This is a genomic window from Haloferula chungangensis (assembly GCF_042664875.1).
Lineage (GTDB): Bacteria > Verrucomicrobiota > Verrucomicrobiia > Verrucomicrobiales > Akkermansiaceae > Haloferula > Haloferula chungangensis.
The window spans coordinates 409,174-426,036 of sequence record NZ_JBHTBS010000002.1; the positions used below are offsets into that span (position 1 = coordinate 409,174).

The 16,863-nt window shown below is 59.8% G+C and carries 14 protein-coding genes; 6 read left to right on the top strand and 8 right to left on the bottom strand.

Annotation, left to right across the window (positions count from 1 at the left end; all coding sequences use genetic code 11):
- Positions 1-6: 6 nt before the first annotated feature.
- Positions 7-840 (top strand): hypothetical protein, encoded by an 834-nt coding sequence (locus tag ACFQY0_RS05640; RefSeq protein ID WP_379710126.1) that lies wholly within the window; start codon positions 7-9, stop codon positions 838-840.
- Positions 841-934: 94 nt separating this feature from the next.
- On the opposite strand, the gene ACFQY0_RS05645 is transcribed toward ACFQY0_RS05640, so the two are convergent.
- Entirely contained in the window at positions 935-1,570 is a 636-nt protein-coding gene (locus tag ACFQY0_RS05645) for a LolA family protein (protein WP_379710128.1), read from the bottom strand.
- 109 nt (positions 1,571-1,679) lie between these two features.
- Between ACFQY0_RS05645 and ACFQY0_RS05650 the strand changes: the two genes are divergently transcribed.
- On the top strand, positions 1,680-4,046 hold the full coding sequence (locus tag ACFQY0_RS05650; RefSeq protein ID WP_379710131.1) for an MMPL family transporter: 2,367 nt from the start codon (positions 1,680-1,682) through the stop codon (positions 4,044-4,046).
- Positions 4,047-4,137: 91 nt separating this feature from the next.
- On the opposite strand, the gene ACFQY0_RS05655 is transcribed toward ACFQY0_RS05650, so the two are convergent.
- The 5 genes from ACFQY0_RS05655 to ACFQY0_RS05675 all read right to left on the bottom strand — a co-directional run bounded on the left by ACFQY0_RS05655 (position 4,138) and on the right by ACFQY0_RS05675 (position 10,698).
- Positions 4,138-5,766: an NAD(P)/FAD-dependent oxidoreductase gene (locus ACFQY0_RS05655; RefSeq protein ID WP_379710133.1), complete on the bottom strand. Its 1,629-nt coding sequence runs from the start codon at positions 5,764-5,766 to the stop codon at positions 4,138-4,140.
- Between the two features lie 135 nt (positions 5,767-5,901).
- Positions 5,902-7,173, bottom strand: a complete 1,272-nt coding sequence (locus tag ACFQY0_RS05660; protein ID WP_379710135.1) for a DUF4340 domain-containing protein — start codon at positions 7,171-7,173, stop codon at positions 5,902-5,904.
- Positions 7,174-7,204: 31 nt separating this feature from the next.
- Positions 7,205-9,148, bottom strand: a complete 1,944-nt coding sequence (locus tag ACFQY0_RS05665; protein WP_379710137.1) for a Gldg family protein — start codon at positions 9,146-9,148, stop codon at positions 7,205-7,207.
- Positions 9,149-9,189: 41 nt separating this feature from the next.
- A complete protein-coding gene (locus tag ACFQY0_RS05670; protein ID WP_379710140.1) occupies positions 9,190-9,924 on the bottom strand; it encodes an ABC transporter permease in 735 nt (244 codons plus the stop codon).
- A 42-nt stretch (positions 9,925-9,966) separates the two neighbouring features.
- Complete coding sequence (locus ACFQY0_RS05675; protein WP_379710143.1) at positions 9,967-10,698, bottom strand: ABC transporter ATP-binding protein; 732 nt, start codon at positions 10,696-10,698, stop codon at positions 9,967-9,969.
- Between the two features lie 140 nt (positions 10,699-10,838).
- Between ACFQY0_RS05675 and ACFQY0_RS05680 the strand changes: the two genes are divergently transcribed.
- The 3 genes from ACFQY0_RS05680 (at position 10,839) to guaA (ending at position 14,924) form a co-directional block, all read left to right on the top strand.
- A complete protein-coding gene (locus ACFQY0_RS05680; protein ID WP_379710145.1) occupies positions 10,839-11,825 on the top strand; it encodes a PhoH family protein in 987 nt (328 codons plus the stop codon).
- 102 nt (positions 11,826-11,927) lie between these two features.
- Positions 11,928-13,382, top strand: a complete 1,455-nt coding sequence (gene guaB, locus ACFQY0_RS05685) for an IMP dehydrogenase (protein ID WP_379710148.1) — start codon at positions 11,928-11,930, stop codon at positions 13,380-13,382.
- Positions 13,383-13,400: 18 nt separating this feature from the next.
- Complete coding sequence (gene guaA / locus ACFQY0_RS05690; RefSeq protein WP_379710150.1) at positions 13,401-14,924, top strand: glutamine-hydrolyzing GMP synthase; 1,524 nt, start codon at positions 13,401-13,403, stop codon at positions 14,922-14,924.
- Between the two features lie 108 nt (positions 14,925-15,032).
- Here the strand turns inward: guaA and ACFQY0_RS05695 are convergent, their stop codons facing one another.
- The gene (locus tag ACFQY0_RS05695) at positions 15,033-15,671 is read right to left on the bottom strand and encodes an FHA domain-containing protein (protein WP_379710152.1); all 639 of its coding nucleotides are present in this window, start codon (positions 15,669-15,671) and stop codon (positions 15,033-15,035) included.
- A 132-nt stretch (positions 15,672-15,803) separates the two neighbouring features.
- On the opposite strand from ACFQY0_RS05695, the gene ACFQY0_RS05700 reads away from it, so the two are divergent.
- Positions 15,804-16,124 carry a bactofilin family protein gene (locus tag ACFQY0_RS05700; RefSeq protein WP_379710155.1) on the top strand — a complete coding sequence of 107 codons (321 nt, stop codon included), beginning with the start codon at positions 15,804-15,806 and terminating at the stop codon, positions 16,122-16,124.
- A gap of 133 nt (positions 16,125-16,257) precedes the next feature.
- Here the strand turns inward: ACFQY0_RS05700 and ACFQY0_RS05705 are convergent, their stop codons facing one another.
- The gene (locus tag ACFQY0_RS05705) at positions 16,258-16,863 is read right to left on the bottom strand and encodes an LON peptidase substrate-binding domain-containing protein (protein ID WP_379710157.1); all 606 of its coding nucleotides are present in this window, start codon (positions 16,861-16,863) and stop codon (positions 16,258-16,260) included.

Genomic DNA, 16,863 nt, shown 5'->3' on the forward strand with positions numbered 1-16,863 from the left:
ATGAAGATGGCTTTTCGATATGAGCGGGAGGGCGAGGCTCTTGGAGTGCTGCTGGTGGGCGTCGCGTCACTGCTGGTCTGGGCGTTGAGCAGCTGCTCGCCGCCGGGTGGTGTGCCAGGCTCCGGCTATGCTCCTTCCGCGCCATTGGATGGGTCGGGAGAATTGAACAGCGCGGCGCCCCGTGCTCAAAGTGAGGCAAAGCCAGCGGAGGAACGGCCGGGGCTGGCGACGGGATTTGGAAAACAGCTCCGGGACGAGTGGCACAGGAAGTCTTTTGTTAGAGACTCGCCGAAGCCGAAGGGGACGGACGTGATTTACTACAACGATCGGGAAGGGGTGAATGCGATGACGGGATATCGCTACAAGACCGAGGCTCTCCAAACAGCTGCCGGCGAGATGGAGGAGTGGGGGATCAAAGGAAGCTTTGGTTACTTGCCGGCCTACAAGTCGGGACGGAAGCGCTTCGTTGTCGGTTCGGCCGGTTCGGACTATTCACTGGTCGTGAAAAACCGTTGCCGCAGCCATGTGGAAGTGGTGCTGAGTGTCGATGGGCTCGATGTGATCGACGGCAGATCGGCGTCCTTTTCGAAACGCGGATACATCATCGCGCCGGGTGACACGCTGGAGGTGAAAGGCTGGAGGACGGGATGGGATTCGGTGGCCCGTTTTGAGTTCTCGGATGTGGGGGGATCCTATGCAAACCAACGGCACGGCAATGCCCGCAATGTCGGCGTCGTCGGTCTCGCGGTTTTTGGTGAGGAGGGGGTGGACCCTTGGAAGTGGATGCCGCGCGAGCTTGATACGCGACACACCGCCACTCCCTTTGCCCAGGCACCCTGAGCCCGGCACCGAAGCCAGTCTGCTGTCCGGCGGAGCGGGAGCAAGGCGGAGGGATCGCCCGGAGCCGCAACGACAGAGCCCACGACTGCTGGGACTACTGCACCTTGTAGCCGCTTAGATCGGCGGTGAAACGCTCGGCGGGAATTCTCGGGTTGATCCGGGAGTTGGAGAAAATCGTGCGGATCCGAGACTTGTCGTCGAGCTGGATTTCCATCGCGCGGAGGAGCTGGGTCTTGGGATCGATGTCGAGGAAGACCCATTGGACCTTGTCGCGCAGATTGCGGTCGCGCGGGCGGGCGGTGAGCTGATAGATGCCGTTGGTGACGCGGGACTCGATGAGGTCGAAGGTCTTCTTGAAGCCTTCGAGGTCGCCATTGAGGGCACCGTCGGCGAGCAGGGTGAAGGGCTTGGCGCGGGCAGAGTCGGCCGAGATCTGGCGGGCGCGCTTTTTCTCGACGTCGACCAGCGTCATGGTGGTGCCATCGGAGACGGCGAGGGTTTTGACGGGTTCGCCAAGTTCCCAGCGCATCTTGCCGGGCTTCTGCATGCTGAAGGTGCCGGGCGTGCTGACCGGTTTGCGCAGGGCCGGGAGCGTGCGCTCCTGAATGAAGTCGGCCTCAAGGGAACGCACACGGCTTTGTTTGGCCAGCCAGGCTTCGAGCGGAGCGGTATCGAGCTCAGCGGTGGCGAGGGTCGTCAGGGTGGCGAGTAGGCAGGCGATGAGGCGCATGACCTAAGTCCGCGCCGGATGGGTGATTTGCCAAGGATTATTTCCCGACATCGGGGGATTGAGAAATTTGAGATTGGGATTTTTGCGAGGAGACGGACAGGATTCGGGCATGGGGAAATGGTGGAAGCATGCGGTGCTCTTGTTGATGGTCGCGGTGGCGGGACTTGGGCTGAGCCGTATTCGCTTTGACACGGATATTTTATCGATCCTGCCGGGTGAAATGCCGGAGGTGGCGGGACTGAAGGCTTACTACGAGGTGTTCTCAGTGGACGAGGAGCTGGTGGTGCTGATCGAGGGAAGCGACGATGATGCGGGCACGCTGGGGGCGGCGTCGGAAGAATTGGCCGGCCTGCTCACGCAGGCGGGGGTGGCTTCGAACGCGCGATGGAAGCCGCGCTGGATGGATCAGCCGGAAGGAATGGCGGAGCTGTTGGGCTGGCTGTGGCTGAATGGCGAAAAGAAGGATGCGGAGAATCTGGTCAGCTCGCTTTCGCCAGAACAGATCGATACGACAATGGGTGAGGCGCTGGAGCGGGTGGCGACCTCGCTCGACGGCGGAGAAATGATGATGTCAGCTCATGACCCGCTTGGTTTTCTCGGGCATCCCTCGATGGCCGCCGTGTTCGAATCGGCGGGTGAGGGGGGCGAAGGTTTTGAGAGTTCGGATGGATCCGCCCACTTGTTCTTCGTCGATGCTCCGGGTCCGATTCACGGCTACAAGGAAGCTTTTGACTGGATCGCCAAGGTCAAGGAAGTGGCGGAGCCGTGGGCGGCGGAACGAGGATTGAAACTGAGCTGGACAGGTGAGCCGGCGTTTCAGGCGGAGATCGGCACGGCGATGGAGAATGACATGACCAAGACGATCGGGGTGACCTCCACGCTGATCGCTTTGCTCTTCCTGCTCATGCAGCGTCGGCTGGGTCTGCTGGTGGGAATGACCGGAGTGATCGGCCTGGTGTTTCTAACGGCGATGGGTCTCGCCGGCTGGGTCTACGGGGAGCTTAGTATCATGGCAGCGGGCTTCGCGGCGATCCTGATTGGTCTGACGGTGGATTATGGTGTGCTGATTTGTCAGGAAGCGAAGCTGGCTGGGCACGATGTGGGTGCGATCCGGAAATCGACGACGAAGTCGATCGGCTGGGCGGCGGCGACGACGGCAGCGGTGTTTTTCGCCCTCAATCTGAGCGGTCTTCCGGGGATCGCGCAGCTGGGAACGATCGTGGCTTTCGGGGTGATTGCCGGAGCGGTGTTGATGCTGAGTTTTTATGTGCCGTGGGTGGCGTGGAGGGGGGCGGGAAGGCCGCCGATCACGCACAAGGCATCGTGGGTGCCGTGCCGGGGGCGAGCTGCCATCATGGCGCTGGGACTGGCGTTACTGGCGGGCGGAACTTTGATCTGGAAAGGAGCGCCGGGAGTGGAGTTCGACAATGGGCTCTTGAGGCCGCGGAACAGTCCGGCGATGGCGGCATTTGAAGCGATTCAAGGTCATTTTCCTGCCTGGCAGGCACCTTCCCTGAAGCTGGTGATCCAGGGAGCGAGCGATGCCGAGGTCGAAGCTCGGGTGATCGAGGCGGGTCAGCGTCTCGAAGTCCTGAAGACGGAGCGCCCCGGGCTGGTGAAGAGCGTGGATTTGCCGTCGGGCTGGTGGCCGACGCCCGTTCGCGTGGCGGAAAACCGCGAGCTGATCGAGAGCTTGGTAGAAGACCGCGAGCGAATCCTCGCGGCGGCAGAGGAAATCGGGTTTTCTGAGGAAGGAACGGCCTTGGGAAGGTCGGTGCTCGAGCGCTTGCCTGAAGTTCTGAAGATGAATGCCAGGCGCGTTCCGGATGATGAGGCGGCGGCGGAAATCCTGAGGGCTTACGTTTTCAAAAATGAGCAGGGTGGCACGCTGTTAGGGACAGTTGAGATTGCTCATCCGGAAGATCTGTCGCCGGAAGATTTCGCGAGCTTGAGGAAATTCAGCCACGAGGGGATTCATCTTGCGGGCTGGACCCTGCTGAAGCCAGCAGTGCTGCCGTTGGTGAAAAAGGATTTGGTGGAGGTGTTCCTGCCGATGTCGGTCCTGATGGTTGTGATGCTTTCGCTGGTTTTCCGCAATGTCTGGGATGTGTCGCTGTCGCTGGGCATGATGTTGCTCAGCGGGAGCTTGTTGCTGGCTGCCATGAAGCTGCTGGGGATCGGCTGGAACTTCCTCAATATCGCAGCGACACCACTTCTGTTAGGCACCGGTTTGGATTACACGATCCACATTCTTCTGGCGGTGCGTCGGACAGGCGGTGACTTGAAGGACGTCTGGAATGGCACGGGCAAGGCGGTGCTTTTTTGTGGCGCTTCCACGGCGATCGGCTTCGGTTCGCTGGCCTTTGCTTCGAATGACGCACTCGCCAGTCTGGGAAAGGTGGCCGTCCTGGGAATCCTGATTTCGATGGCAGTCTCAATCGTGCTGCTGCCGGGAATCCGAGGGCGGAGGGCGTGAGTGGCTAGGGACGGAAAGGCCGCAGCGAGCGACCTCGATCCGGCTGTGGAGATTCTATGCTGGGGATGCGGAATGGTCGCCGACTGATGGACTATTTGGCTCCTTCCATTGCTGCTTTCGGCGCGCCACTAGCCGAATCCTCGCTCGAGGCCTCCATGGGCTTGTGAAAACTGGTGACGGGTGTCTCTCCCGACCCGGCGTCGGTAAATTTCGGGACGGGGCTGGTGAAGGCATTCTCGATCTCGAGTTTCAGCCAGGTGCGGACGCCCCGGAAAAAGTGACCGAAAGCAAGGGGGCTTCCTTCGAAGGATTTCCGGATGAAGTAGGGGTGGTCGAGATTGTGTTTGCCGTAGGTTCCCTTGTTCAAGCGCTTGCGGGCGATGACTTCGAGGCGTCGGTTGTAGAATGCCATGAACTTGGCGAAGCCACCACCGATGGGGCCGAAGTAGGGCATGTGAGTGAATTCCTTGTCGGTGTACTTGTAAACGAGTTGGACGGGACCGACGAAGTAGGTCGCGAGATCGAGAAGGAAGGCGGCTCGCATCAGGTCGGAGTCGCCAAGATACTGGTACTTGTTCAGGTAAAGGGACTTGAACCAGCGGTTGTAGGATTGGCGGTACTGAATGTCGTGTTGGGCGGTCGATTCCTTCACGCACTCACCGGAGAGCGAGCGAAGGATGAGCTTGTGAGCGGCGTAAGTACCATGGGCGCAGTAGTCGAGACCCTGCGAGTAGAGCGGGTCCATGAAGCCGGCGGCATCGCCCATCGAGATCCAGCCATCTCCGCAGACCTCGGAGGTGTAGTAGGGAAGATACTTGTAGATGCGGGCGTCGTTTTCGATAGGCTCGGCAGGCTCGAACATCAGCTTCCCGATCGGATGGCTGAGCAGGTGCTCCTTGAGTCTCTGCCCAATCGGTCCCTCCGAAGGCGGAGTGAAGAGGCGCTCGTCCCAGGTGACCCCGGCGGAGAAGTCGCCATTGGAAAGCGGGATGATCCAGCACCACCAACCGCGGCCCATGAGATGATTGGTGGCACTCGCCCTGGCGACAAAAGGACCGGCAGGCAAGCCCATGCTGCGCGCTTCCTGGGAATCGAGGCAGCGGACATTTCGAAAGCGGACCCACATGGAGTGGACCGGATGATCATCGAGCGTGTGAAGCGTCTTGCGATGGCGGGCGATCAGTGCCGCCTTGCCCGAGCAGTCGGCGACCCAATTTGCGGTGACGCTGCGGGTTTCGCCGTCCTGCTTGTAGGTGACGGTATTCCTGCCGACTCCGCCGAGCTCGAAGGATTTGATGGTCGCGGGGCGAGCAAGTTCGCATCCTGCTTTGACGCTTTCGTCGAGAAGGTGCTGGTCGAGAATCTCGCGATCGAGCTGGTAGGTGGGGAAGCGGGCTTGCGAGTAGGGGCCGATTTCCGAGCAGCGGCTTGGGCAGTCATTTCCCGGAGCATTGAACCACAGGCGGAGACCGTGCTTCTGGAAATGCTTGCCGGCGAGATGGTTGCTGAGCCCGAGGATGCGGGTGAGAAAGCAGCCCGCGACTTCCGAGGTGGACTCCCCAACCTTGCGATCGAATTTCGTCGATTTTTCGATGATCAGGATGCGCAGATCGGGCCGCTTCCGCTTCAGAAGAAGGCCGAGCGAACTTCCGGAAAATGCACCTCCCAGAACGACAAGGTCGTAGTGATCAGTGTCGGGATTATCGGCGGGGCGGACCATGCCCGGATAGTAGGGAGGATCCTGAGTTAAGCAAGAGACGGATATGCCAGGCAACGGAGACTTGAGTCCCCGATGCTTGGCTCGAATTGAGTGAAATCCCGTGGAGCTCCGGAAGGCGGGATGCCCTCGCTCCGCTTATTCTTCCGCGGCGGGAGGAATCGCGATCGGAGGTGTGACCGCCTGGGTGCGTGGTCGGGTTTGACCGGGATTGAAGGAGGGCGGCATGCTGCCCTGGGGCGACGTGCTGGCGGAAGGCGTCGAGGTCGCCTCCTGGATGAAGTCAGCACGTTTCTTCAGAAGGGAGTCGACGGTGTACTTGGCGACTTTGAAGGTACGGCCTTCGAGTTTTTTCTCGGCGGCGAGCTTTTCTTCGAGGGCCTTCTTGTCGGCTGCGAAGGTTTCGTCTGCTTGCTTGGCGTCCTCTTCTTTTTCACCCTCCGGCTTCTCGCGCTCGGCGGCGATTTTGGCATCGACGCTAATCGTCATGAGGTAGCTTTCGGCGTCGTCCTTCACTGGGGCGAAGTCGACGGTGTAAGTGAAGCCGTCGAAGGTCTCGATCGTAGCTGTCTGCTTTTGATCAGCTTGCCATTCTTTCTCGGCATCGGCGGCAGGCACGACGTCTTCGAAGCGGGCATAGGAAAACAGATTCTTGTAGGCGCTGAGCGCGGAGCTATTGATCTCCTCGTCATCCTTCTTTCCTTCAAGAACGAAGTCCTTGCTGCCGTCCTCGCGACTCAGCTTCCAAGCGGTGCTGTCGGGCTTACCGGCTTCGCTGACGGTGACGGACTTGATTCTGGTGACCTTGACAAAATCTTCGTCGAGCCATGCGCTGGCATCGGCACTAAGGGTCGGGAAGAGTTCGCTGGTTTTGTAGATGCCCGAAGTATCGGCGGCATTCTTAACATAGCGTCCGTTGGCTCCGCCGCCTCCCATGGGGTTCATGGGATTGGATTCGCCCTCGCTGTTCTTGCCGAATGTTAGACGAGCGAGTTCGGTGCCGGCGTCGTTGAGAAGAACCACCTCGGTGCCCTTTTCGTTGTCTTCGGTGGCCTTTGGATCCATGCCGAAGCGGGGCGCGAAGGAGGGATCGGCTTCGATGCCTTCGATGACTTTTACTTCATCGAACTTGCGCAGTAGTTCGTTGATTGCGGCGGCGTCGGCAGGATAGTCGTCACGGTTGGCGATCACCCAGTTGCCGTCCTTCTTGACGGCGGTGGCGGAGTTGTCGCCGTTGCTGATTTCGAGCTTGGCAACTTCTGCGGGCTCGAATTCGGACAGCAAGGTGTCGCCACGTGATCTTTCGGTGGCGCTTTGAAAGCCATCCTGACGAGTGGATTTCACGGCGATCAGGGCGACGACGAGAAGCAGGGCGATAGCCCACAGGACGATGACTTGTCGTTTGTTCATGGTCTGATGTTTTGAAGGGTTGTTAGATGGTTCAGCGGGCGCGGGTTTTGAATCGGCGGGCGGTGAACAGGCCGAGTCCGACGAGAATCACGATCGATGGGACACCGAAAATGTTCAGAAGAATGATCTTTCCCGAGATGGCATCCTTGTCGCGGCGCAGTTCCTTCTGCAGGTCGCGGATTTGCCGGCGGGCATCGACCTGCTGCTGCTTCAGCTTGCGGATCTCGGCTTCCTGTTCCGGGCTGAGGTAAAGTTCGCTGCCCTGTGCCTTCTGCGATTGGAGTTCCTGGAGTCGGACCTGTGCTTTCCGAGCTTCTTCTTCATAGGCGATGATCTTGGCGCCGACCTTTTCATTGGCGGCGGCTTCGAGCTCCTGGAAGACGGTGAAGGGGCGGCTGGTGGCCGCGCGGCTCCGGGAGCCGATCAGGTGGGTGGAGGATGCCGCTTGATCGATCAAGTTCATCAGCAAGCTGGAGTTGCCGTTGATGGCATTGACGATCTGCATGTTTCCAAGGTGCTGGGCTGAGTAGGCAAATGAATCGAAGAAGGCATCGACATCCGAGATGATGAAGACATTGCCTTCGGCGCTGGCTTCGGTGAGGAAGTCATTCTTCGGTTCCTCATCCTTCTTCTCTTCTTCGGCGTCGTCCCCCTCATCTTCTTCCTGGGATTCGTCGGCTTTTTCCTCGCCCGGTTTCCCATCGGGGAAGGCGGACTTGAAGGAGCCATGGAGGTGAAGAGCAAGGTCGTAACGCTGACCGTCCGGACGAAAGCTGGTGATCAGGGAAGGATCGAGGCGCGAGGCAGGTCCATTGTCGAGAAGACCGGACTTGTTGGAGGATTGGATCAGACTGTCGATGGCGACACCGGCACCGCCGGTTTTGCTCATGCCGCCGGGGAGGAAAAGGGTGACGCTGGCGAGGTCGCGGGTGACGATGCTGTCGTCCTGCGGCATGCCTTCCTGGGGGACGGTGAGCACGGCGAGTCCGGGAGCCTGGCCTCTGCCGGTGTTGACCGTGGTTATGTACTTGCTGTCACCCACGGTTTGAGTGGTTGGCATGCTGACGCCCCAGGCTTTCATCAAAGTGGGCAAGGTTGAGCTCGTCGGAGCACCTTGCTGGCCCATCATGGGGTTGCCGGGATTGCTCATCTGAGCGGCGACCGAGAAGGGGTCAACACAGGCGATCACGGTGCCGCCCTTGAGGATGTACTGGTCGAGCGCGAACTCCGCTTCCGGCGTGATGTCGGCAGGGTGAAGAACAAGAACGACCTTGTATTTTTCCGGGTCGATCGATTCGGGCGTCATCGTCAGGTCCTCGATGTCGTAGGACTGCCTGAGCTGGTTGTAGATGATCCATGGCTGGCTGCCGCCCTGGCCTGGCATGCCGCCGGAGGCTCCGGCGATCGGAAGGGCGGACATGAACCCCAGCGTCGGCTTGCGGGTCGCGCTGACATCGGCGATGGCTCGCGAGATTTGATACTCGAGCATCGTTTCGTCATTCGGGTCGAGGAAAGGGATCTTCGCGGTCCGGTCGAGGCAGGAAATGGCGATACCGAAGTAGAGGTTTTCGTTGTTGATGCTCTGGCCGGCGATGCCATCGAGGTTGGCGGCGTCTTCTTCATCGGTGTCAGGCTCGGGATCGAGGTTCTCGACCTGGAGCTTGCCGTTGGAAAGGCTTTCGTATTCGGCGAGGAGGTCGTCGACACGACGCATGTGGAGTTTGAGATCTTCCGGCATGTAGTCGGTACTACGAGTGGCGTAGTAGCGGATGACGACGGGAGCGGCGAGTTCTTCGAGGATCGCCTCGGTGCCCGGTGAGAGCGAGTGGATCTTGTCCTCGGTGAGGTCGATGGCCTTGTGACCGACGCCAAGGGTGGAAACGAGCATGTTTCCTGCGACGACGATGACGATCAGTGCGACGATGGCGAGCACCGCGCGGGTGACGGGGTGGATGGTTTTTCCTTCCTTGCTCATGGTTTAGATGATGGATGGTGGTTGTGAAATAAGTGGGAAACTTAAGCGCGCTTCGCGGAGAGGATGGCGCTGGTTCCGAGGAGGGATGCGATGATGATCGAGGCGAACCAGACCATGTCCTGGACACGGAAGGCCCCGCGGGCGAGGGAGAGGAAGTGATCCCAGACGCCGAGCGAAGTGATGGCGTCCTTCACTTCGGGTGAGAATACTTTCGAATACTGCCGCACGAAGGGCTCGAAGGTGGCGAGCACCAGGGCGATGCAGATCGCCGATGAAACAATCAAGCAGACGACCTGGTCACGGGTGAAGGCCGAGACCAGCAGCGTGATGGCGAGGAAGGTGCAGGCCAGAAGGAAAGCACCGATGTAGCCGGAGAAGATCGCGAGGTTATCGGGTGAGCCGAGCCAGTTGACGGTCATCCAGATCGGGAAGGTGAGGATGATCGCGAGCAGCCAGACGGTGGCGGCGGCGAGGAATTTCCCGACGATCACCGACCAAAGCGAAATCGGATAGGTGCCGATGAGCTCGATGGTGCCGGAGCGGAGTTCTTCCGACCAGAGACGCATGCCGACGGCGGGAACAAGCACCATCAGCACGAAGGGCAGGAAGGTGAAGAAGGAGTAGCTCAGCGAGGCATCACCGACTTCGATGAAGCTGCCGAGGGTGAAGGTGAGCACCATCGCGAGAAGCAGGAAAATGACGATGATGGCGTAGGCGATCGGCTGGCTGAAGTAGCTGCTGAGTTCGCGTTTGTAGATGGTCCAGACGTGTTTCATTTTAAGACAGAAGACTTGGAGACAGAAGATGAAAGACTTGAATCAGGCGGCGGCTTCGGTGTCGCCGGTGGTGAGGTTGCGGAACAGGTCTGTTAGAGAACCGGTGCCGGATCGTTCGATGAGTTCGGCCGGGGTGCCGTCGATGACGATTTTTCCGCGGTCGACGATGACCGCGCGTGTGCAGGCGGCTTCGACTTCTTCGAGGATGTGGGTGGAGAAGAGGATGGCTTTGCTTTCGCCGAGGCGGCGGATGAGCTGGCGGACTTCGTGTTTTTGATTCGGGTCGAGTCCGTCGGTCGGTTCATCGAGGATCAGGACTTCGGGATCGTGGAGCAGCGATTGCGCGAGACAGGTGCGGTGGCGGTAGCCTTTGGAAAGGGTATCGATGGACTGATGGGCGACGTTTTGGAGGAAGCAGGTTTCGATGGCCCGTTCGACGGCATCCTTTCTATCGGATCCCGAAAGGCCACGGATCTCGGCGCCGAACTTGAGGAAGCCGGCCACGGTCATGTCGTTGTAGAGGGGGGCGGACTCGGGAAGGTAGCCGATGCGCTGCTTGGCTTCGGTGGGCCTATCGACCACGGAGGTGCCGCAGATCCGGATGTCGCCATGGGTCGGGGGAAGAAATCCGGTGACCATGCGCATGGTGGTGGATTTGCCAGCGCCGTTCGGCCCGAGGAAGCCGAGGACTTCGCCTTTTTTGACTGAGAAAGTCAGGTGATCGACGGCAGTCTTGCTGCCGAACTTCTTGGTTAGGTTTTCGACTTCGATCATGGTGTGTAGAAATGGATTTCGGACGAAATAGCGACAAGCCAGCGTCCGCGTGTTTGAAAAAATACTGCGGGGGGCGAAGGCAAGCGAAAACGAGGTTTTTCGGGCTGTTCGGATAGGATTTGGGTGGTTAGATCGACGACGTGAGTGCCGAAAAGGTCGAGCTAAAACTAGAGTATGAGACAGCAGCGTTCCTGCATTCGCTGTTTGCCGGGGATACGCGTGAATTGAGTTATCTTGAGGATAAGCTGGAGGTCAGAACGGTGACCCGCGATGGATGGTTGCTGCTGACAGGGGCTGAAGAAAAAGTCGAGGAGGCCCGGCAGGTGTTTTCCGATCTGGAACAGGCCCGCAGAGGAGGCGCGGAAATTTCCGCAAGGGATTTCCGGATGGCGGTGGATGTGGCGGCGAAGGGCGGGGAGACGGGGGTGAGCAAGTTGTCGGAGTTCCGCCTGTTAGGTTTGCGAGGCCGTCGGCCGGTGGTGCCGAAGACCCCGCGGCAGCTGGAGTATCTCCAGGCGATCGAGAAGAATGATGTGTGCTTTGGTCTTGGACCAGCCGGGACGGGAAAGACCTACCTGGCAATGGCAATGGGACTGGCGATGCTGAAGGCGAAGACGGTTCACCGGGTGGTGCTGACGCGACCGGCGGTGGAGGCGGGCGAGGCCCTCGGTTTCCTGCCGGGAGACATGCGCGAGAAAGTCGCGCCTTATCTGCGTCCACTCTATGACGCGATTCACGACATGATTGGCATGGAGGAGGGCGAGCGCTATCTGGAGGATGGGACGATCGAGATCGCGCCGCTGGCTTTCATGCGGGGAAGAACGCTGGCGAAGTCCTTCGTGATTCTGGATGAAGCGCAGAATACCACGCGCGAGCAGATGTTCATGGCGCTGACACGGTTGGGAGAGGAGTCGCGGATGGTGGTGACGGGGGATGCTTCGCAGGTGGACCTGAAGCCGAATGTGCGCTCGGGCCTGAGCGAGGCCGAGAGGGCGCTGAAGGGTGTCGATGGCATCGCCTTCGTGCGCTTCAGCGGGGAGGATGTGGTGAGGCATCCGGTCGTAGGTAAGATCATTGAGGCTTATCGACAGCACCGTGGGGAGGAGTTGGAAGGGGTCTCGGACTGAGGGAGGCCTCCGGAAAGGGTCGAATGGGCGGCGGTTTCCGGGAAAATTCGCCGATCGCCGATTCGGGCTTGATTTGGGGCGGTCTCCTCCATTGACTCCGCCATGGCGGACATCACCCTTGGACTATCTTTTGACGACGTCCTTCTCGTGCCTCGATTGAGCGGGGTCATCCCAGCTGAGACGGATCTTTCCACCGAACTGACTTCGGAAATTCCTCTGCGGATTCCGGTGGTTTCTGCAGCGATGGACACGGTTTCCGAGGCGGAACTGGCAATTGCCCTGGCCCGTGAAGGCGGCATGGGGGTGATCCACCGAGCCTGCCCGATTGACCAGCAGGCGGCCATGGTCTCGCGGGTCAAGCGTTCGGAAAACGCGGTCATCCAGAAGCCTCTGACCGTCCGCAAGGATCAGACCGTGGCCGAAGTGGTGGACATCATGGCCGAATACGGATTTTCCGGATTCCCGGTGATTGATTCCGATGGACGCCTTGAAGGCATGATCACGGGACGTGATATCCGCTACCTGGATCGCCCTGATTCGAAGGTCTCCGATGTGATGACACCACGTGAGCGACTGGTGACGGCACCGCCGACAACTGAGCTCGATGAAGCTCGCCGGATTCTTTACCAGAACCGGATTGAGAAGCTTCCGCTGGTGGATGACAATGGCATGCTTGCCGGCTTGATCACCGGCGCGGATTTGGAAAAGCGTGAGGCTTTCCTCGATGCGGCGAAGGACCCGAAAGGTCGTCTGCGCTGTGGTGCGGCGGTGGGGGTCGGCCCGGATTGCATTGAGCGCGGTCAGGCGATGATCGATGCAGGTGCGGATGCGCTCTTCATCGATGCGGCGACCGGCCACACGACTCGCGTGATGGATGTCATCTCGCAGCTCCGCAGTCTCTCCGATCGTCCGGTGGTGGCGGGAAATGTCGTCACCGAACAGGGTGCGAAGGATCTTGTGGCTGCCGGTGCGAGTGCGGTGAAAGTCGGCGTCGGTCCGGGATCGATCTGCACGACGCGGGTGATTGCCGGTGTCGGCATGCCCCAGTTCACCGCGATTCAGAATGTTGCGGGTTACTGCCGGGAACACGGGGTCAAGGTGATTGCCGACGGTGGCATTCGCTACTCCGGCGATGTGGTGAAGGCGATCGCGGCTGGAGCGGATTTGGTGATGCTCGGTTCGATCCTCGCGGGGACTCGCGAAAGTCCCGGGCAGACGGTTTACTCGCAAGGTCGTCGATTCAAGACCTACCGCGGCATGGGATCGATTGGCGCGATGCAGAAGGGTGCGGGCGACCGCTACTCACAGAATTCGTCGGGCAAGCTGGTCGCGGAAGGTGTCGAAGGCCGTGTGCCCTACAAGGGTCCGTTGGCGGATGTGATTTTCCAACTCATGGGTGGACTTCGGTCCGGCATGGGATACGTCGGTGGTTCGACGCTTGCCGAGCTCCGCGAGCGCGCCAGCTTCACTCGCATTACTCCGGGCGGTCTTCGTGAAAGCCACGTTCACGACATCGTCATCACTGAAGAGCCCACCAATTATCAGCCCATCAGCTGAGCTTCATTTCCCAAGATCATGGAAGAAATTCAACACGTTGCCGTTCTCGATTTCGGTTCACAGTACACGCAACTCATCGTTCGCCGCGTCCGCGAGCTGGGATACTTCGCGAAACTCTACGCCCTCGAGGATTTCCCGAACATCGGGAAGCCGGGCGCGATCATTCTTTCGGGCGGCCCGAAAAGCACAGCGGATGAAGATGCCCCTGATCTCGATTTTGATCAGCTGGAGGCTTTTGGAGTTCCGGTGCTCGGGGTGTGCTACGGCATGCAGCTGATGAACATCAAGTTCGGGGGTAAGGTGCATCCGAGTGATCGTCGCGAGTATGGCCCGGCCAAGCTGCGCCCTGAAAAATACGAGGGACTTTACGAGGGCATCAACCATGAGTCGCAGGTCTGGATGAGCCATTCGGATACGGTGAGCGAGCTTCCTGAGTGCGCGAAGGTGCTGGCCTCAAACCAGCACGGAACACCGGTTTCGCTGCAGTTTGGTGATCGCTATTTCGGCATCCAGTTCCACCCGGAAGTGACGCACAGTCACGAAGGCACGCGGATTCTCCACAACTTCCTGCTTCACGCGGAAAAGCTGGTGGCATTCCGCATCGAGGATTTCAAGCGTGAGATCGTCGATGGCATTCGTGAGACGGTGGGCGACCGCCAGGTGGTCTGCGGGGTGTCCGGCGGGGTGGATAGTACGGTGCTTGCCGTACTTCTGCACGAAGCGGGCGTGAATGTCCGTGCGATCTTCGTCGATCACGGCCTGATGCGGAAGGATGAGGGCGAAGAGGTTCGCAATAATTTTCACCGCATGGGTGTGCCGATCGAGACGGTCGATTGTGCCGAACGCTTCCTTGTCGCCCTCGATGGTGAGGATGATCCGGAAAAGAAGCGATCGATCATCGGAAACCTCTTCATCGATGTCTTCTGGGATGCCGTGGGCGACGCGGAAATGCTCGCTCAGGGGACACTCTATCCGGACGTGATTGAAAGCGCGTCGAATGCCAAGTCGAAGGCTTCGGTGATCAAGACGCACCACAACCGCGTCGCTCGGATTCTCGAGTTGCAGGCGGAAGGCAAGGTGCTTGAGCCGCTGGCCGAGCTGTTCAAGGACGAGGTGCGCGCGCTGGGGATCTCGCTGGGGATTCCGGCGGACATTCTCAATCGCCATCCCTTCCCGGGACCGGGGCTGGCCGTGCGTTGTCCGGGTGTCGTGACTCAGGAGCGCCTGGACATCATCCGCGAGTGCGATGCGATTTTCATCAACCAGCTCAAGGAGCAGGGATGGTATGACAAGGTGTGGCAGGCTTACGCCGGACTGGTGCCCGTGAAAACGGTGGGCGTGAAGGGTGATGAGCGAAGCTACGAGTGGGCGATTTCGCTCCGCGCGGTGATCAGTGAAGACGCGATGACCGCCGACTGGGTGGAGCTTCCGTACTCGATCTTGCGCGAGACGAGCCACCGGATCCTCAACGAGGTGAAGGGGATCAATCGCGTGCTTTACGATGTCTCGACAAAGCCGCCAGCAAGTATCGAGTGGGAGTAAGGAGCCGCCTTCGAGAGGCTGATCTCATGGGGATGCCATGATTTCCCCACTCGATTGCCGAGGGGGGATTCGTTGGCAAAGCCGACCCTTCCAAGCTTCGCTGGGCGGCTATTCGGAGGCCTCCGGGGAATCGCCATCGGCGACGCCTGGAATGAGCATTTCGTCCGACTCGCTTGCCTGCGGAACGCCGTGTTTGATGTCCTGAGTGAGGGATCGTCCGGTTTCCTTGCTGTGGCGGATGCTGAGTCCGACGTAGAATGATCCGGCCGCGAGAATCAGGAAAAGCAGGGTCATCAGGAAACTGGCGCCGCCGCTCGGTTGACTGACCATGACTGGCGGACGCGATGGCTGAGCTGACCGACGGGATTCCGGTTTGCGGCGCGGACTTCCAGAGTCCTCCTTGACGATCGGGGAATCCGCAGGACCTTCCTTGGCCATTTCCGCAATTTCCTCGGGCGTGAGTGTGAATCCAAACTCGACGTCGCCAATTTTGACCGGTGCCCCGTCGAAGAGTTCGATGATGTCGCGAGCCTTGCCGTTGAGTTTGGTGCCGTTGGTCGATCCGAGATCGCGGAGCTGGTAGCCGCCTTTGACGCGCTCCATGACGGCGTGGCGGACGGAAACCGAGCCACAGTCGACGGTAATATCGTTCTCGCTGCCTCGGCCGAGGGTGACGCTCTTCCGGTCGAGGGCAAAGCGGTAGGGCTGGGACTTTTTGTCCGGAACGGTGATGGTGACGCGTGGCATATGGTGAAAACGGAGAGTGCAGCCGATTTCTAGCGGAAAAGCGTGTCAATCTGCACGGAAAATCTCGATTGCAGAGAATCGCAGGAAATCCCGATTGCCAAGCGGCTCCGGCTCTGCTGGATTGGCCGGACCATGGCCAGCGCTACAAACGTTCTCGCAAGCGGGATTGAAATCAACGGGTCGATCCGTTTCTCTAACGACATGATTGTCGACGGCAAAGTCGAGGGGGAAATCCTCTCGGACAAGGGCCGCGTGACGATCGGTGAAAATGCCCACGTCAAGGGCGACGTCACCGCCGGTGAAGTGAAGGTTTTCGGCAAGGTCGAAGGCAAGATCACTTCCGAACGCTGCGAGCTCAAGGCAAAGAGCCGTCTCGAAGGCGACATCAAGACGAAGAATCTCTCGATGGAAGAAGGGGCCTCGCTCTCGGGTAAGACCGAAATCGGTGGCTGAACCCTTCGCTCAAGAACTTCCCAAAGGGCGGCCCACTGGGGTCGCCCTTTTTCGTGATCGGAAATCTCTGAGGGCCCGCTCCGCACCCCGATCACCGGTCCTTCATGGGGGAAACAGGGAGGGCGGAGAGAGCTCAGGAGGCCAGCTCCCGACAGAGCCAGGCAATGCGGGCGGCCACGGATTCGGTCTCGAGCATCTGCTGGCGTTCTTCCGGTTGATGGAGGAACTGTTGGCAGATGACGTCGGCAAGGATCGCAGGATCGTCGATTTGCTGGCTCATTTCCATGACCGTGTTCCGAACTTCTTCGGGGAGCTGTCGGGTGGCGGACTCTGCGGCCTCCCGCAGCGATTCGATGGCGGCTTCCGATTGGGATTCCGGTTCGAAAATCGCGGGGAGCGGAGACAGGCGCGCCTTCGGATAGGAGGCATCCTGAATCCACTCGGTGAATCGCACGCGAATGACCCCGTGGAGCAGCAGATTTGAGCTGCCGTCTTCCATTTCCCGCGAGGCGCGAATCAGGCCGACCGTGCCGACCGGAGCCGTGCACTCGGCGGGATCGTCTGTTTCCTCGCCGGTGAGGCAAGCGACGGCAAAGAAGCAGGAGTCCTCGAGGGCATCATGGAGCATTTGCCGATAGCGGGGCTCATAGATGTGGAGAGGCAGACCGCCATGCGGAAAAAGGGTGCAGTCCGGGAGGAGCATGGCTCCGCAAATTTCCGGAATGTGGAGCGAGGACAT

Bases quoted from the DNA above. Each gene is read 5' to 3' on its own strand.
- ACFQY0_RS05705 (WP_379710157.1), bottom strand. From the start codon at position 16,863: ATGTCCTCGCTCCACATTCCGGAAATTTGCGGAGCCATGCTCCTCCCG.
- ACFQY0_RS05655 (WP_379710133.1), bottom strand. From the start codon at position 5,766: ATGGTCCGCCCCGCCGATAATCCCGACACTGATCACTACGACCTTGTC.
- ACFQY0_RS05665 (WP_379710137.1), bottom strand. From the start codon at position 9,148: ATGAGCAAGGAAGGAAAAACCATCCACCCCGTCACCCGCGCGGTGCTC.
- ACFQY0_RS05650 (WP_379710131.1), top strand. From the start codon at position 1,680: ATGGGGAAATGGTGGAAGCATGCGGTGCTCTTGTTGATGGTCGCGGTG.
- ACFQY0_RS05700 (WP_379710155.1), top strand. From the start codon at position 15,804: ATGGCCAGCGCTACAAACGTTCTCGCAAGCGGGATTGAAATCAACGGG.
- ACFQY0_RS05695 (WP_379710152.1), bottom strand. From the start codon at position 15,671: ATGCCACGCGTCACCATCACCGTTCCGGACAAAAAGTCCCAGCCCTAC.
- ACFQY0_RS05660 (WP_379710135.1), bottom strand. From the start codon at position 7,173: ATGAACAAACGACAAGTCATCGTCCTGTGGGCTATCGCCCTGCTTCTC.
- guaA (WP_379710150.1), top strand. From the start codon at position 13,401: ATGGAAGAAATTCAACACGTTGCCGTTCTCGATTTCGGTTCACAGTAC.
- ACFQY0_RS05645 (WP_379710128.1), bottom strand. From the start codon at position 1,570: ATGCGCCTCATCGCCTGCCTACTCGCCACCCTGACGACCCTCGCCACC.
- ACFQY0_RS05670 (WP_379710140.1), bottom strand. From the start codon at position 9,924: ATGAAACACGTCTGGACCATCTACAAACGCGAACTCAGCAGCTACTTC.
- ACFQY0_RS05640 (WP_379710126.1), top strand. From the start codon at position 7: ATGGCTTTTCGATATGAGCGGGAGGGCGAGGCTCTTGGAGTGCTGCTG.
- ACFQY0_RS05675 (WP_379710143.1), bottom strand. From the start codon at position 10,698: ATGATCGAAGTCGAAAACCTAACCAAGAAGTTCGGCAGCAAGACTGCC.
- guaB (WP_379710148.1), top strand. From the start codon at position 11,928: ATGGCGGACATCACCCTTGGACTATCTTTTGACGACGTCCTTCTCGTG.